The organism is Cerasibacillus sp. (assembly GCF_036516575.1).
GTDB lineage: Bacteria > Bacillota > Bacilli > Bacillales > Amphibacillaceae > Cerasibacillus.
Map to the genome: position 1 here is coordinate 24318 of NZ_DATBTY010000016.1, position 14497 is coordinate 38814.

A 14497-nucleotide genomic window follows, 5' to 3' on the forward strand; every position below is an offset into this window, starting at 1 on the left:
TACCATCTGATAGGTTGTCCTGTTTTATCATTTAAAAAGCAAATTCATCTCCCGCTTGATATGATGCATCGAGGACATAAATCCCCTTTTCTTCTGGTTTTTGTGGAAGACCTAGTTCTTTTTTCGAGCAAATCATACCATTTGAAGGTACGCCTCGTAATTTCGTCGGTTTTATTTTTAGCCCACTTGGCATGATGGCACCGTTTTTGGCAACAACAACTTTTTGATTTTTATCGACATTTGCTGCACCACATACGATTTGAAGAACTTCATTACCCACATCGACTTGACACACGCTTAATTTATCAGCATTTTCATGTTGTTTTTTCTCTAAAACATAGCCGACGACGAATTTCGGACTTAAATCAAAATCAAGTGAATCATTTAATTCATATTGGTTGAACAACTGCTTTATTTGATCAAGTAACTCTTCTGTTAAGCGGATTTTTCCTGTTTCTTGTAAATCGAAGTGTAATGAAGCTTGGAAAATATTGTAGCCAAGAATGTTGTTATCCTTTCCTAATATTTTAGTTATTGGACCAATTGATTTATGGGTTACATCATAACGATCTGCCGCTTGTTCAATTGGCATAATAAGGACATCACCGATACCGGCTGGATTATAAAATACGTCCATTAAAATCCCTCTTTCTTAATTATTTTTCTCGTCTGTTTTTTGCAAGGATAAAAATCGGTGTCAATTGATCATCTTCCATCAGGAAGGAAAGTGATGTAATTGGAATACGGCCATCAGTGAAAAATTGCATTGTCATATGTGCAAGAATATCGTAGCCCGTTTTATTTTCTATATCTGCGATGATTAACACATCTTGATGTGGCACAGCGACAGCAAGCTCCCCTTTTGCATTTGCTTTCATTTGTTTTAAAAAGGCCTCGTTTAAAATCCGACTCGCATCGTATCCGTCTTGTGTAGCAATAAAATAAAAATCATTACCTGCAACACGATCGACTTTATAATCTGTCGATAAGGAGCGGATATTAAATGTGGCAATTTCATCTAACTGTTCTGCTGTCCAGCCCTCCTTTTCCAGAAGAGGTTGATCGATCAAGCGATATGATCTTCCCAAGTCCAATGCATAAAAGACTCGCGTTTCGGCTGTGTGATCTTTATAAATTAATGGATCACCTGCATTCGTTTTGGTCGGGAATGAGGTAGCACGAATGACCGGAAAGATATGTTTTTCCTTTCCTTTTAAATCATGTTTTTCATTCATGATTTTTAAAGCCTCTAAAGTATGATCGATTATTTCTTGAACTGCTTCTTCACCGCGTTCATTATATTTGCTCACAACATTTGGTAATGTAATCGACACACCTTGTTTTGACTCTTTCCATTCTACACGAAATGTATCATTATTTCGATTATAAGATGTGCGAAAATCATCATGAGCTAATTTCTCTTCTAGTAACTTTTTCATTTTTAAACTTGTCATTTTTTTCATTAAATCTCTCCTAAAACAGGAAAATTATGCAGATAAACCTTGGATAAATTGGATGATTTCCTCTTTTGTTTTTCGGTCTTTACTTACGAAACGGCCGATTTCCTTTCCGTTATCAAATGCGATAAAACTCGGAATACCAAATACGTCATGTGCTTGACAAACGTCGATAAATTCATCACGGTCGACCATCATAAATGTATACTCTGGAAATGCCTTTATTATTTCTGGGTAAAACGGTTCTATGACTCGACAATCAGGGCACCAATCAGCTGAGAAAACAAAGATAACTTTTCCTTGATTGATTAACTCATTAAATTGTTCTTTCGTTTTTAAAGTATCCATAAAATCAACTCCCTTTTCATATATTAACTTTGAATAGGATTTGTTGCAATTAATCGACCCTTCTCTCTTTTATTTATACAGAAAATTGACTACAATAGTATGTAAAGCATAATATGGAGGGATTGACATGCAGTTAACCGTCTATTTAGCCGGGCAAATTCATGATGATTGGCGAGAAGAAATAAAACAAAAAGCAAAAGAAAGAAATCTACCATTGTCATTCGTTTCACCACAAACGAATCATGACCGTTCAGATGACATTGGAGAATTAGTTTTAGGCAAGCAACCGAGTGCCCTTTACAAGGATCATGTTGCTTCTAATATTAATAACTTACGCACACAAGTTCTCATGCAAAAGGCCGACATTGTCATCGCTTTATTCGGTGAATCTTACAAACAATGGAATACGGCCATGGATGCAAGCGCTGCAATCACATTACAGAAGCCAACGATTATTATTCGTCCAGAATCATTAATTCATCCATTAAAGGAATTATCTAATAAGGCTAATGTAACTGTGGAAAACATCGATCAAGCTCTTGATGTGTTGGCTTACATTTTCGAATAGATTTTTATGCGCCGGGTAGCAATTATTCGGCGCATTTACTTTCTGTTCGCATATTCCCATTGGCCTTTCAATAATTGGACAACATGGCTAAACATCGCTTGCCTTGATACAAGTTGATTTGTAAATATACCAATTGTCCCCTCTTTTTTTCTAATATCTTTTTTCTTTGCGAAATTATCAATCACATCACCAAGTTCTTTTCCTAATTGCAACTGCTCCTTAATTGATTCTGGTAATGGAATTCGCGCGCCACTCGCAGTAAAGACTTCCCCATCAGGTGTTACTAACGCTCCCCAATTACAGAGAAAAAGTTCTTTATCAATATACATGACGCCCCCTTCTAACCCGATACCGAAAGAATCAGTTTCTGAGCTATCAACACAAGCCTTAGCACGGTTAATTGCACCTAGTCTTGTTTCTTGATCTGAAAAGGGCTGCTCAGCTACATCCGATGGAACGTCTTTTGCGATGAGATCGACTTTTGGAAAAACAGCTTTCACCGCTGCTAATTTCGCAGGATTCTTTGATCCAACAACTATCATCATATCACCTTCAAACAAAAAGCCGCTACCACCTATGATAGCAGCTTTTTTAGATTTATTTTTTCCGAATGAGATCGACTGTGTTTTGATCTGTTGCTTTCACTAGATTTTTAAGTAATTCTTTCGCAGCCGCGTAGTCATCAACATGAATAATCGATGCTGACGTATGAATATATCGTGAGCAAATACCAATTACAGCAGAAGGGATTCCATCATTAGCTATGTGCACACGTCCTGCGTCAGTCCCACCTTGTGAAACAAAGTATTGATAAGGAATATCATGTGATTCTGCTGTGTCTAAGACAAAATCACGCATCCCGCGGTGAGTAATCATTGAACGATCATAAATACGTAATAGAGCTCCTTCTCCTAATTGACCGAATTGATTCTTATCACCAGACATATCATTAGCAGGAGAAGCGTCTAATGCAAAGAAAATGTCAGGTTGAATCATATTTGCTGCTACCTGTGCCCCGCGTAATCCGACTTCTTCTTGGACCGTGGCACCGGAATAGAGCTCGTTCGGTAATGTTTCATCTTGTAGTTCTTTAAGTACTTCAATCGCTAGTCCACAGCCGTAACGGTTATCCCATGCCTTAGCTAATATTTTCTTTTCATTCGCCATTGGTGTAAACGGGCAGATTGGAACAATTTGTTGTCCTGGCTTGATACCGATTTTTTCTGCATCTGCTCTATCATCTGCACCAATATCAATTAACATGTTTTTGATTTCCATTGGCTTACTTCTTTGTGCGTCTGTTAAGAGGTGTGGTGGAATGGAACCAATTACCCCTGGAACAGGTCCATGATCAGTCATCACTTGGACACGTTGTGCTAATAATACTTGATTCCACCAGCCACCAAGTGTTTGGAAGCGAATCATACCATTATCGGTTATTTGTGTCACCATAAAACCCACTTCATCCATATGTCCAGCAACCATGACTTTAGGTCCATTTCCATGTTTCACACCGAATACACCACCAAGTCGATCTTGGATAATTTTATCGGCGTATTTTTCCAGCTCTGTTTTCATAAATGAACGAACAAGATGCTCATTACCTGGTGCACCTTGTAGTTCAGTCAATGTCTTAAACAAACTTAATGTGTCTTGATTCATCCTTATATTTTCCCACCTTTGTCTATGTACTACTATATAGTATAACGGATAAAAGGCTTGTTTCCTATCAATTAATTAAATATTTCCATTGATTATCACTTATCCATGCTCTTTTTATTTATATTTCGAAATTTTTACGGTATAATTAAAAGGAGGTTCGTTTATATTTGAATGCGAATCAATACTTTTTAAGCAAGAGGTGAGCAGATTGAGTAAGAAGAAAGTGATTCTGGCAGCTGGTCTTGGTGTTGCAGCTGGTTACTTGGCGAAGAAACAGTTGGATCAATACCAAAAGACGACACCTGAGAATGCATTAAAACAAGCAAAAGAAACATTTAAAAAGCAAGGTCCCATTAGTGGGTCATGGATTTATATGAAACCTGAGACAGTTGAAAGAAATGGTCTTGAGTACGAAGCCTATCGTGGTGGCATTACGAGAACAATCGATGGTGAAAATAAACAGTTCGAATTTTACGTTGATGTGGAAACAGGCGCTGTTATTGATGCCGCCGAAGCAAAATAATACTTATATTAAGAAAAACCCTTTATACATATGGATATTAACTGTACAGAGGGTTTTTCTTTTGTTTATCTTTTTTGACGTTTTATGGAATCGACTTTCTCTCCTGATGAATTAAATTGAAGCGCCCGATAATACGCATCATGATAAAACGTAAACCAAGCCTTTCTTTCATACCCATAAGCCATCCATTTTTCTTTTTGGTGAACAGATGTTACGGGATAGTCATCATAGGCCATTGCCCAAAGAACGGGTTGATGTGCATGGGTTGCCATTAAGTCAGCCATATGAATCCAACATTCCGCCCCATCATCAAACACAAGAATGGCGTGTCCTTCACTATGACCACCGGTGTGAATCATGCGTAAACCGGGTACAATTTCTATTTCCTTAGTAAATGTTTTAACTTGGTGCGTTATCGGCTCCCAATTCATTTTCCAATATGTATTAACTGACCGGATATTTGGATGTTGCATTTCCTTCCATTCTATAGCTGACACGATAATATCTGCTTCCGTGAAGATCGAACGATACTTTCCGTCTTCTATTTTTTCTGTTAAACCACAAGCATGATCAAAATGAAGATGAGTCATTATAACAAGTTCAATATCCTGCTCCGTTATACCGAGGTTGGCAAGTGACTCTATAATTGATGATTGTTCAAGAATTCCAAAATTCCGAAGCTGTTTCTCTGTAAATTTATTATTTCCAAGTCCTGTATCTATTAAAATATGTTTCCCGTCGATCTGTAGTAGGATTGGATCTGTTCTTAATTCTACACGGTTCTTTTCGTCTGGAGGGTATGTTCGGCCCCACAATGCTTTTGGGACAACACCAAACATGGCTCCTCCATCTAAATGCGTCACCCCTCCACGTAACCACGTTAACTTAGCACGTCCAATTTCAAGCGTCTCCACTTTTTATCCCCCCTAATAAAACTCAGAATGCAAGCGCATACATTTCATTGAAATTGAAAGACCTATTGATGTAGGTCTTTTTTTTACATAGTCTTTTAAAAATATCTCATACTAAAATAGAGGTGATGATGATGCAACTAAATATAGCCCACCAACTACAACTATTACATGATCTTTTAGATGATCATGTGAATGATTTAGATTATACCTTATCCGAATATGAACAAATAAAACGATTAGTACGGTCAATCATATCACAAGAGCAACTTTCGAATGAACAATTAAGTCAATTTTTACCAGAAATATATCATTACGGTTCACAAGGTAAACATGTACAAAATATTAAAGAACATATTATCACGAATCAACAACAAATTGAAAATTGGTTAGAAGCAATCATGCTTTCCTTAAGTGAACATGGTCATGACATCATTCGTTAATTCTCTTAATTTATTAAGACGATTCGATACCTTATCTGGCTCATCACGTAATAAATGCCAAACTAAATAGTCAAGACAATCAATGATTAAATACCAATACATCCGCTTTAGCGTTCCCTTATTTGCTGATATGCCATAAAGATTAAGCCAATCATCCCAGTCCGATTTTGGAATATACCATTTTAACACATGGCCATAGTCAACAATTGGATCCGCAATCTTTGCGTTTTCCCAATCAACTAAATAAATCCTTTTAGATTGATCTAAAATGAGATTGTGATGATCTATATCCCCATGACAAACGGATAGTTTTTTATTTCTCGTCAAAGGCAGAAACTCGGTTAAGATGTTAATTGCCTGACGAACTTCTATATGTTCTTCACTTAATAAAGGGATAAGTGAATGTTTTTTCAATTGGGTAAAACGATGGTCAGACGTTTTTGGCCTTTTACCTAAACGCATTAACATATGCAGCAGTTCCGAGGAATGATGAATTTTATAAAGCAATTCAGCAACACGTTCATGCTTCATTTCCTCACGTTCTAATGTGCGTCCATCTAGCCATTCTTGTGCTGTTATGACATCACCATTTTCCATGCGACGCGTCCAGATTAGTTTTGGAACAATTCCTTCCGCAGACAACACAGCTAAAAAGGGTGAGGAATTACGTTTCAAAAATAAACGCTTATCATCTTTTTCAGCAATATAGGCATCACCAGTCAGACCACCAGCTGGTAATATATTCCATTCTTCACTTAATATTTTTTGAAACCATTCCACCATTCATTCCTCAAATCTGTTAAGTAGTTAAAAAAGTATATTGGCAGACATGTTATAGATTATCGAAAAAATGCCAGCAATGCAAGAAGGATATATTGCCAATCCTCATTTAATAATTAACTTGCATCTTGCTTCTGATGATCTACGAACTCTTCCTGATGCTTTATTCCTAAAATACGAACCGGTTTAACCTTTTTTGTAATCGTACACGCCTTAAATGTCTCTGTTTCTCCATCAACTTGATAATAAATGGGTCTATCAATTTTAATATGTCCAACCTTTACCTTTTTTGCTTGCAAAACAGATACTCCTGGAAACTTAATATGCCCACCCCAAAGTACAGTTGAAAATAACGTGAGGATTTTAAGCTTTGATATACCATGAATAATCAATATAGAAAGATGCTTTCCTTGGATTGTCGCTTCAGGTAATATTTTTAATCCCCCACCAACGAATTGATGATTGCTAGCTAATACCAATAAACAATCTTTATAAAGATGCTGTTTACCATCAACCTCCAATTTAACATCAAAAAACTTAAAACTGAATAACACTTTAATCAGTGCAAATAAATAACTTAAACGGCCAAGCCTGATGGAGTTAAGCCATTTTTTCATGACGGATTCATTGGCATGTTTCGCAACTTCAGCATCAAAACCAATCCCAATACTATTAACAAAATACCGCTTCGTTCCGTTAAAATGAAATGTGCCAACCCAATAAGGTGAACTATCTTCATCTTCAATAATACTTCGAAAAATTTGTAACGGCTTTTTCTTAATATGATTGCCACGTGCAAAATCATTTCCTGATCCCCCAGGAATAAAAGCTATCGGAACATCACCTTCAGCCACGGTTCCATTAATAACCTCATGGAGTGTCCCATCTCCACTAATGACAATAAGTGCTTCAATCATCACAGTAGATTTAACTACTTCACTCGCTATGACTTCGGCATGCCCGTCATATTCAGTTATGTACACCATTTTATTAATATTATGATATAATTCTGTTTGTTTTATTTCCGAAAATACCCGCTTTGCTTTTCCGTTACCAGCAATCGGATTAACGATAAATATATACATGTCTATACCTCATCTGTAAATGAAAAAGAGTCTGTTTCTTCTTCCCATTCTGGTCGTTTGAATGATAATGATTGACAGTGCTTTAAAATAACTTCAGTTGCTTTTAATTGTTGACCTTTTAACGGCGCTGATAAAACACGTTTTTCTTCAAACCATTTTGGATAGTCGCTTTTTCCAATGATCCGTGTTTGGTAAGGTTCAGCCTGACAGATAATATGATTTGTTTCTGACAAGACAACTTTTTGAACAGGAAAATCAACGTCTGCCTGTTTTAAAATACTTTTAATAATCTGTTCAGTTCGTTTCAATGGAATAAGTGGACTCAAAACGTGTTTTTGTTTCCGATTTTTCTCCTTAATCCAGAATCGCTCATCGCCCGCAACATAAAAATAGGGTGTTGCGGTTTCTAAAAGATGGATAATTTCAATTCCTAGAGGACTAATAAAAATGATTTCACCATCAATTGGTGCATTCTTAATTGCGAATACGGGATAATAAAGCAAGAAATAATTGTCTGGAAAACGTTGTAAAAAGTATTTTAGTGTCTCATCCTCATATATCTTTTCATCAATAAGCGACATGTCGCTTATTGTAGATGATGCCCATTTTAATTGAAAACGATATAAACGGTCTAAAAACGCCTGTTTTAATCGTTGTTCTGTCTTAGGAATCTCAATCTGATGATTTTCTTGCATGTCTTTTTTCTTAGTTTTAGAAAACCATTTAAGCTTAGGACCTCGTTCATTCTTTTCTTGTGGCTTTCGATCTTCTACACCTTGTTCTTGCCAACGTTCATAAATTTTTTCCCATTTATCTTGTTTTAGTCGGATATATTGTGTTGGATAGCGATACATATTCCATTCATAGCGAGAAATATAATCATATAACTTAATCAGTTGTGCCATTGTTGTCACCACTTAATTCATATATTTGTACGCCTACATATTTAGGAGAACGTTTAGGTTGAATGCGATATAACACGATATTGTCTATATATAAGGATTGCTTATATCCTGTATATTGCTTTAATAGTCGTGCAAGTAATTGGTTTTCAACTATTTCATGATGGTTCCATTTCTTACCTAGTGTTATATGTGGACGAAACTGGCGCTTTTCTTTTGGAAAACCATATGGCAGGACAGATTCTTCTACTCTTTTCTGTAAATCAATTAGTTCTTTTTTTCTATCCACACCAACCCATAACACTCTTGGTGAGTTAGAGTGCCCAAATGTACCTAACTCTCCCGTTTCTACCGAAAATGGCGTTACATGTCGCAGATCGTTTAATTCATAGGTTATTTGTGTTATTGTATCTTCGCTTACTGGACCAAGAAATTTTAATGTAACATGCAAATCATCTGGATGTGTCCAATTGCGATAAGGAAGAATTTTCCTACACTCGGATTGCCAAGATGTATAAATCTGTTTTAACTCATGAGATAAAGGAACCGCAATAAAATAATGGGCATCTTTTGACATGCATCCTTCCTCCTTTGTTATGAACTAATTGTTTAATAAGCTTTTACAATACGCCATCTCTTTCGGTGTCAATTCCCGATACGCACCGATAGGCAACGCTGGATCTAATGTTATTTCACCCATTCGAATTCTTTTTAAGTAACTAACTTCTTTATCGACAGCTTTAAACATTCGTTTAACTTGATGAAATTTTCCTTCTGTAATCGTAATCTCTACTTCGGATATATCATCTTTATTTAATATGTTTAAATGGGCTGGTTTTGTTACATACCCATCATCTAACATCACACCTTGATTAAATAATTGAACATCCTCTTCTGAAACCATCCCACGCACCTTCGCATAGTATGTCTTTTCAACAGCATGCTTTGGTGATAAGAGACGATGTGCTAACTGACCATCATTTGTTAATAATAGAAGGCCTTCCGTATCTTTGTCGAGTCTACCAACCGGAAAAGGATTTAAATACTGTAATGAAACATCTAAAAGTTCAACGACTGTGCGATGTCTCAGATCATCAGTTGCCGAGATGTAGCCAGGTGGTTTATGCAACATGATATAAATGAACTCACGATAAACGACCAACTCACCTTGATAACGAATCTCATCCTCAGAAGGATCTACACGCACACTACCCAGCTTAACAATCGCACCATTGACCGTTACTTTTCCCTTTTTAAGCAAACGTTTTACATCTTTACGGCTACCAAAGATTCCCATGTTCGCTAATAGCTTATCAAGTCGCATAAATATTCTCCCCTTATCGTTTAAAGATACGAGCTATGGAACGCATTCTCATTAGAAATTTGTCTTCTAATTCACTGCCAAAAACATGCTCTAATAATGTTGATGCATAAGCTAACCATAAATAGACAAAGCCACCTACTGCCACACACACCAACATCACGACTGTTGTTGCCCATCTTACTGTTTCAAAAGGCAAAACAAATCCAAATAATAGCTTTAATAGCCAAATAACAGCTGCCATAATAGCGGCAAAAATAAACACAAGTGATGTTCGCTTAAAGAGCTGTTTAAATGAAAATTGAATACTTCGTTTCACATGCCATAGATTTAAAAAAGCAGCTGTTCCCGCAGCTAATGCAGTTCCAAAAATAGCACCCTTTGCTCCAAATAGATGAATGAGTTGGGTATTTAATATGATTTTCAATAACAACCCTGCCATTAAGCTAACGACTGTAAAACGTTGTTGATTAATCCCTTGTAAAATAGATGAAGAGACGGTAAAAAGAGCAAACAGTAATGAAACAGGTGCATACCATGCTAGAAGCGCACCTGTAATTTCGATCTCATCTAACCCGTATAATGAGCCGTAAATTTCATCTGACAAAACCATTAGCCCGACTGCCGCTGGTATGACAAGTACAGCAATAATTTGCAGTGCTTGATTAATTTGTTGGTGTACTTGATTAAACTCTTGATTAACGAATGATTTAGTGATAGCAGGTAGGACAGCTAACGATAAGCCAGTCGCAATCGTACCAGGAATAATAATGAGTTTATGACCGTATAAATTAATAGCTGAATATGTGACTTTCCATATACCTTCTTGGTCAATCGCATACATCGCTCTCTCAAACGTAAATTGATCAACGAGTTGATATAATGTTGTCGCTAAGCCGACAATAATAAACGGTCCGGCATAACTAAATAATTCTTTAAACAAATCCTTCATCGGAATGTCATATGTGTAACGCTGTTTTTCAATGTTTTCGAATATGAATTGTTTCCGTTTTCGCCAATATATATAAAGTACGACACAAGATCCAATTGCCCCAACAAATGCGGCAAATGTTGCAAATCCAACTGCTGTCGCAACCGTTCCATTAAAAATTTTAATAATCAAAAAGGCAGATACTAACACAAAGATGATACGCACAATTTGTTCGACAACTTGTGAGACTGCAGTTGGTCCCATCGATTGATACCCTTGAAAAAATCCCCGAACAATACTCATTGATGGAATAATTAATAAAGCAAAACTAACCATGCGGATGACCATTTTTGTATCTTGTTGCATCGCTAAATCATTAGGTACAGCATATTTAGCAATCGAACCTGCTCCAAAAAACAACGTTAAAAAAGTAAGTAAACCAGTTATCGCCATTAGCATAATCCCTGAGCGAAACATCCGTAAACCCGTTTCATAATCCTCTAGGGAATTGTACTTAGAAACAAATTTAGACACTGCCAATGGTACACCGATTGTTGAGAAGCTAAGTAATATATTATAAGGGATGTACGCAAAACTATAAAGCGTCCCCCCTGTTGCTCCAACTAAGCTGTTAAACGGAATAACATAAATCATGCCTAAAAACTTTGATAAAAAAGAAGCTCCAGTTAAGAGCATAGTCCCTCTTACAATATTATTTGACATTATTTCACCTGCATTTATGTCTATTTATGTTTATACTAATCGTTATTTTATCATATATTGACTATTAAAGGGGTAAGCTAAAATATTTCTTTGCAATACTTAAGAATTTATTCCACATTAACATGCTGTTTGGGAGATGCTTCCATGTATGAACGTATCCATATCAGACAGCCTAATAATGTCTGCAACATATCATGAGAAGGGATGGATATTTAATGAATAACAATAATAATATTTGGATCCCATTACTTGCTTCTGTCGGTGTCGGCGCAGCAACTTATTATACAATGACGCGTCATAACCAAAGGTTTGGTCAAACAATGCAGAAAATGTTACCACTTGTTTCTGAAATGACGAATATGAGAAATGATACGCAAACATTTAATTCACATGATATGTCATAACAGACGGAAAGCGCACAGAACTTGTGCGCTTTATTAATTTTAATTACATATAGTGTATATATATTAAATCTGTTATACTATAGAAATAAGTTATAAATAATCTTTTCTTAGGAGGGAAGAAATTGAAAGGTTATCGCTTATTGATGTATATTTTTATCGCGATTATCCTTGGAGTTGCTATTGGTTCAATTGTACCAGAAAATATCATTCGCTTTTTCGCTACATTTAATGAACTGTTTGGTAACTTCCTTAGCTTCGTCGTACCACTTATTATATTAGGTTTTATTGCACCCGGGATTGGAACACTTGGAAAAGGAGCGGGTAAGTTACTCGGATTAACGGCACTTATTGCATATACATCAACGATTATTGCTGGTATTGTTGCCTTTTTCGTAGCTAAAGGAGCCTATCCTGTTATATTAAAAGGTCAATCACTAACGACACTCGGTGATCCTTCTGAAGGTCTAGCAAAATCATTTGTCGAATTAGATATTGCTCCACCTATTGACGTCATGACAGCTTTAATCCTTGCTTTTGTTTTAGGACTTGGCATGATTTCTATTAAAGGTGATACATTATTAAATGTAATGAATGAATTACGTGATATTATTCAATTAGTCATTTCTAAAGTCATTATCCCATTATTACCATTTCATATTTTTGGTATTTTTGCGAACATGACTTTTGCTGGTCAAGTTGGTACAGTATTGAATGTATTTGCTAAAGTATTTATTATGATTATTCTTTTACACATTCTTTACTTAATCTTCCAATATTCAATGGCAGGTACATTTAGTAAACAAAACCCATTCGTTATGTTAAAAACGATGTCACCAGCATATTTTACAGCATTAGGTACACAATCCTCTGCAGCTACTATTCCGGTAACACTTGAACGAACTAAAAAACTAAATGTCCGTGAACGAATTGCTGACTTCACGATTCCTTTATTAGCTAATATACATTTATCGGGAAGTACAATTACACTTGTCAGTTGTTCCATGGCTATCCTTTACTTACAAGGTGACCCAGCAACATTTGTTAAATATCTACCTTTTATATTAATGCTAGGTGTAACGATGGTTGCTGCACCTGGAGTTCCCGGAGGCGCTGTTGTCGCAGCCCTTGGCCTATTAGAGTCCATGCTCGGTTTCGGTCAAACGATGCTTTCGCTCATGATTGCATTATATGTTGCACAAGACAGTCTTGGAACAGCTTGTAACGTAACTGGTGATGGTGCCATTACCTCACTTGTACACTCAATTAGCAAGCGAAATATACCAGAAGCTTAAATTTTTATCATAAAAAATATTAACAAATAGTCGCACAAACCGTGATCTTTGGTATGTGCGACTATTTGTTTGTAAAATAATGAAAGACCGTGGTCTTGGATGAGTTAGATAATATTTTTGATTGTGAAATTGACTTGATTCATTTAATAAAATAAAAAAGGTTAGATGACTCTATCTCAAAATGAACTACAAACGATCGATTGCGCTAATAACTTCGTTGACTTGCACTACAGGTGGCTGCTTGCTTTCCACGGGCACAGCTCAGCCTCCTCGGAAGAAAAACACTTCCTACGGGGTCTACAAACCCGTACTATTCCAGCGACGCACAGGACAGGACGTGCTAGTGTCAGCGTTGGTCCAGGACGGGACCGTTTAGCCGTCCTGGAGTCAGCACCTTTCGTTCCAGTCAAATAAATAAGATATTGGCTTAAAACATTTAATTTTATAATAAACAAAAAGAACACCTTAACGAAAAATGGGAACAACAATTGAATATATTAAACAAAAGCTTTCAGAGGAGAAAACCTGTAGAAACGTAAAATTCACGTGGAACCAGTCTCTGGTTTCTTGAAGTTTAATTTGTGTTTTACTCGTATGTCCGGAAGAGGCAAATCAAAAGTAGAAAATGAATTAGGTTTTGCGTTTATGGTGGTGTATACTTGAGAAAGTACACTGCCATAAAAACAATTCCATCAACAGATAACGAAAATTTACCAACAAAAAAGGATTCAATCATCGGTTTTTGATGATTGAACCCTTTTTAAGAATTATTTTTGGCTCGTTATGTCAGCCTCTTTACTGTCTGGCAACGTCCTACTCTTGCAGGGGCTATGCCCCAACTACCATCGGCGCTGAAGAGCTTAACTTCTGTGTTCGGTATGAGAACAGGTGTGACCTCTTCGCCATCGCCACCAGACAGAATGATTTGAAAGACAAAATCTATGATACGCACTTTTTACATAATGCAAAATTTTTATACCCTGAAAACCAAATAAGAAGAAAACCAAGACATCAATTAAATAGCTAGTCAAATCCTCGATCAATTAGTATCCGTCAGCTCCACGTGTCACCACGCTTCCACCTCGGACCTATCAACCTCATCGTCTCTGAGGGATCTTACTCACTTGAAGTGATGGGAAGTCTCATC

Annotated in this window: 17 protein-coding genes, 2 rRNA genes and 1 pseudogene; 6 read left to right on the forward strand and 14 right to left on the reverse strand. The window is 36.5% G+C overall.

The window, feature by feature from the left end; translation table 11 throughout:
- Positions 1-31: 31 nt before the first annotated feature.
- Genes ytpR through VIG73_RS02755 form a run of 3 tightly spaced genes read right to left on the reverse strand, consistent with a single transcriptional unit; the run spans position 32 to position 1805 of the window.
- Entirely contained in the window at positions 32-637 is a 606-nt protein-coding gene (ytpR, locus tag VIG73_RS02745) for a YtpR family tRNA-binding protein (protein ID WP_331639021.1), read from the reverse strand.
- 19 nt (positions 638-656) lie between these two features.
- Positions 657-1463 carry a DUF1444 domain-containing protein gene (locus VIG73_RS02750; protein WP_331639022.1) on the reverse strand — a complete coding sequence of 269 codons (807 nt, stop codon included), beginning with the start codon at positions 1461-1463 and terminating at the stop codon, positions 657-659.
- A gap of 24 nt (positions 1464-1487) precedes the next feature.
- The gene (locus VIG73_RS02755) at positions 1488-1805 is read right to left on the reverse strand and encodes a thioredoxin family protein (RefSeq protein WP_331639023.1); all 318 of its coding nucleotides are present in this window, start codon (positions 1803-1805) and stop codon (positions 1488-1490) included.
- Between the two features lie 127 nt (positions 1806-1932).
- On the opposite strand from VIG73_RS02755, the gene VIG73_RS02760 reads away from it, so the two are divergent.
- Entirely contained in the window at positions 1933-2373 is a 441-nt protein-coding gene (locus tag VIG73_RS02760) for a YtoQ family protein (RefSeq protein ID WP_331639024.1), read from the forward strand.
- A 35-nt stretch (positions 2374-2408) separates the two neighbouring features.
- Here VIG73_RS02760 and VIG73_RS02765 read toward each other — a convergent pair whose 3' ends face one another.
- Together VIG73_RS02765 and VIG73_RS02770 are read right to left on the reverse strand one after the other, a co-directional pair.
- Positions 2409-2933: a DUF84 family protein gene (locus tag VIG73_RS02765; protein ID WP_331639025.1), complete on the reverse strand. Its 525-nt coding sequence runs from the start codon at positions 2931-2933 to the stop codon at positions 2409-2411.
- 37 nt (positions 2934-2970) lie between these two features.
- On the reverse strand, positions 2971-4035 hold the full coding sequence (locus VIG73_RS02770) for a M42 family metallopeptidase (protein ID WP_331639026.1): 1065 nt from the start codon (positions 4033-4035) through the stop codon (positions 2971-2973).
- A 208-nt stretch (positions 4036-4243) separates the two neighbouring features.
- Here VIG73_RS02770 and VIG73_RS02775 point away from each other — a divergent pair, with 208 nt between their 5' ends.
- Positions 4244-4558, forward strand: a complete 315-nt coding sequence (locus VIG73_RS02775; RefSeq protein WP_331639027.1) for a PepSY domain-containing protein — start codon at positions 4244-4246, stop codon at positions 4556-4558.
- Between the two features lie 65 nt (positions 4559-4623).
- On the opposite strand, the gene VIG73_RS02780 is transcribed toward VIG73_RS02775, so the two are convergent.
- Entirely contained in the window at positions 4624-5472 is an 849-nt protein-coding gene (locus VIG73_RS02780) for a YtnP family quorum-quenching lactonase (protein ID WP_331639028.1), read from the reverse strand.
- Positions 5473-5603: 131 nt separating this feature from the next.
- Here VIG73_RS02780 and VIG73_RS02785 point away from each other — a divergent pair, with 131 nt between their 5' ends.
- On the forward strand, positions 5604-5912 hold the full coding sequence (locus VIG73_RS02785; RefSeq protein WP_331639029.1) for a YtzH-like family protein: 309 nt from the start codon (positions 5604-5606) through the stop codon (positions 5910-5912).
- On the opposite strand, the gene VIG73_RS02790 is transcribed toward VIG73_RS02785, so the two are convergent.
- The 6 genes from VIG73_RS02790 to VIG73_RS02815 all read right to left on the reverse strand — a co-directional run bounded on the left by VIG73_RS02790 (position 5880) and on the right by VIG73_RS02815 (position 11654).
- The gene (locus VIG73_RS02790; protein WP_331639030.1) at positions 5880-6695 is read right to left on the reverse strand and encodes a phosphotransferase family protein; all 816 of its coding nucleotides are present in this window, start codon (positions 6693-6695) and stop codon (positions 5880-5882) included. The genes VIG73_RS02785 and VIG73_RS02790 overlap by 33 nt on opposite strands.
- A gap of 113 nt (positions 6696-6808) precedes the next feature.
- A complete protein-coding gene (locus tag VIG73_RS02795) occupies positions 6809-7777 on the reverse strand; it encodes a diacylglycerol kinase family protein (protein WP_331639031.1) in 969 nt (322 codons plus the stop codon).
- Between the two features lie 2 nt (positions 7778-7779).
- Positions 7780-8682, reverse strand: coding sequence for an NERD domain-containing protein (locus VIG73_RS02800; RefSeq protein WP_331639032.1), 903 nt, complete (start codon positions 8680-8682; stop codon positions 7780-7782).
- Entirely contained in the window at positions 8666-9256 is a 591-nt protein-coding gene (gene thpR, locus VIG73_RS02805; protein ID WP_331639033.1) for an RNA 2',3'-cyclic phosphodiesterase, read from the reverse strand. The genes VIG73_RS02800 and thpR overlap by 17 nt, the downstream gene beginning before the upstream one ends.
- 24 nt (positions 9257-9280) lie before the next feature.
- On the reverse strand, positions 9281-10003 hold the full coding sequence (locus VIG73_RS02810; RefSeq protein ID WP_331639034.1) for a pseudouridine synthase: 723 nt from the start codon (positions 10001-10003) through the stop codon (positions 9281-9283).
- Positions 10004-10016: 13 nt separating this feature from the next.
- Positions 10017-11654 carry a polysaccharide biosynthesis protein gene (locus VIG73_RS02815; protein ID WP_331639035.1) on the reverse strand — a complete coding sequence of 546 codons (1638 nt, stop codon included), beginning with the start codon at positions 11652-11654 and terminating at the stop codon, positions 10017-10019.
- Positions 11655-11869: 215 nt separating this feature from the next.
- Between VIG73_RS02815 and VIG73_RS02820 the strand changes: the two genes are divergently transcribed.
- The 3 genes and pseudogenes from VIG73_RS02820 to VIG73_RS02830 form a co-directional block, all read left to right on the forward strand.
- Complete coding sequence (locus tag VIG73_RS02820; protein WP_331639036.1) at positions 11870-12058, forward strand: hypothetical protein; 189 nt, start codon at positions 11870-11872, stop codon at positions 12056-12058.
- Between the two features lie 122 nt (positions 12059-12180).
- Positions 12181-13350: a dicarboxylate/amino acid:cation symporter gene (locus VIG73_RS02825; protein ID WP_331639037.1), complete on the forward strand. Its 1170-nt coding sequence runs from the start codon at positions 12181-12183 to the stop codon at positions 13348-13350.
- Positions 13351-13805: 455 nt separating this feature from the next.
- Positions 13806-14096, forward strand: a pseudogene (locus VIG73_RS02830) (IS5/IS1182 family transposase); the annotation flags it as partial.
- A gap of 54 nt (positions 14097-14150) precedes the next feature.
- On the opposite strand, the gene rrf reads toward VIG73_RS02830, so the two are convergent.
- Together rrf and VIG73_RS02840 are read right to left on the reverse strand one after the other, a co-directional pair.
- A 5S ribosomal RNA gene (rrf, locus tag VIG73_RS02835) occupies positions 14151-14266 on the reverse strand.
- A gap of 107 nt (positions 14267-14373) precedes the next feature.
- Positions 14374-14497, reverse strand: a 23S ribosomal RNA gene (locus VIG73_RS02840); the annotation flags it as partial.

Coding starts and splice junctions, on each gene's coding strand:
- ytpR (WP_331639021.1), bottom strand. CDS start 637: ATGGACGTATTTTATAATCCAGCCGGTATCGGTGATGTCCTTATTATG.
- VIG73_RS02750 (WP_331639022.1), bottom strand. CDS start 1,463: ATGAAAAAAATGACAAGTTTAAAAATGAAAAAGTTACTAGAAGAGAAA.
- VIG73_RS02755 (WP_331639023.1), bottom strand. CDS start 1,805: ATGGATACTTTAAAAACGAAAGAACAATTTAATGAGTTAATCAATCAA.
- VIG73_RS02760 (WP_331639024.1), top strand. CDS start 1,933: ATGCAGTTAACCGTCTATTTAGCCGGGCAAATTCATGATGATTGGCGA.
- VIG73_RS02770 (WP_331639026.1), bottom strand. CDS start 4,035: ATGAATCAAGACACATTAAGTTTGTTTAAGACATTGACTGAACTACAA.
- VIG73_RS02785 (WP_331639029.1), top strand. CDS start 5,604: ATGCAACTAAATATAGCCCACCAACTACAACTATTACATGATCTTTTA.
- VIG73_RS02790 (WP_331639030.1), bottom strand. CDS start 6,695: ATGGTGGAATGGTTTCAAAAAATATTAAGTGAAGAATGGAATATATTA.
- VIG73_RS02795 (WP_331639031.1), bottom strand. CDS start 7,777: ATGTATATATTTATCGTTAATCCGATTGCTGGTAACGGAAAAGCAAAG.
- VIG73_RS02800 (WP_331639032.1), bottom strand. CDS start 8,682: ATGGCACAACTGATTAAGTTATATGATTATATTTCTCGCTATGAATGG.
- thpR (WP_331639033.1), bottom strand. CDS start 9,256: ATGTCAAAAGATGCCCATTATTTTATTGCGGTTCCTTTATCTCATGAG.
- VIG73_RS02810 (WP_331639034.1), bottom strand. CDS start 10,003: ATGCGACTTGATAAGCTATTAGCGAACATGGGAATCTTTGGTAGCCGT.
- VIG73_RS02815 (WP_331639035.1), bottom strand. CDS start 11,654: ATGTCAAATAATATTGTAAGAGGGACTATGCTCTTAACTGGAGCTTCT.
- VIG73_RS02820 (WP_331639036.1), top strand. CDS start 11,870: ATGAATAACAATAATAATATTTGGATCCCATTACTTGCTTCTGTCGGT.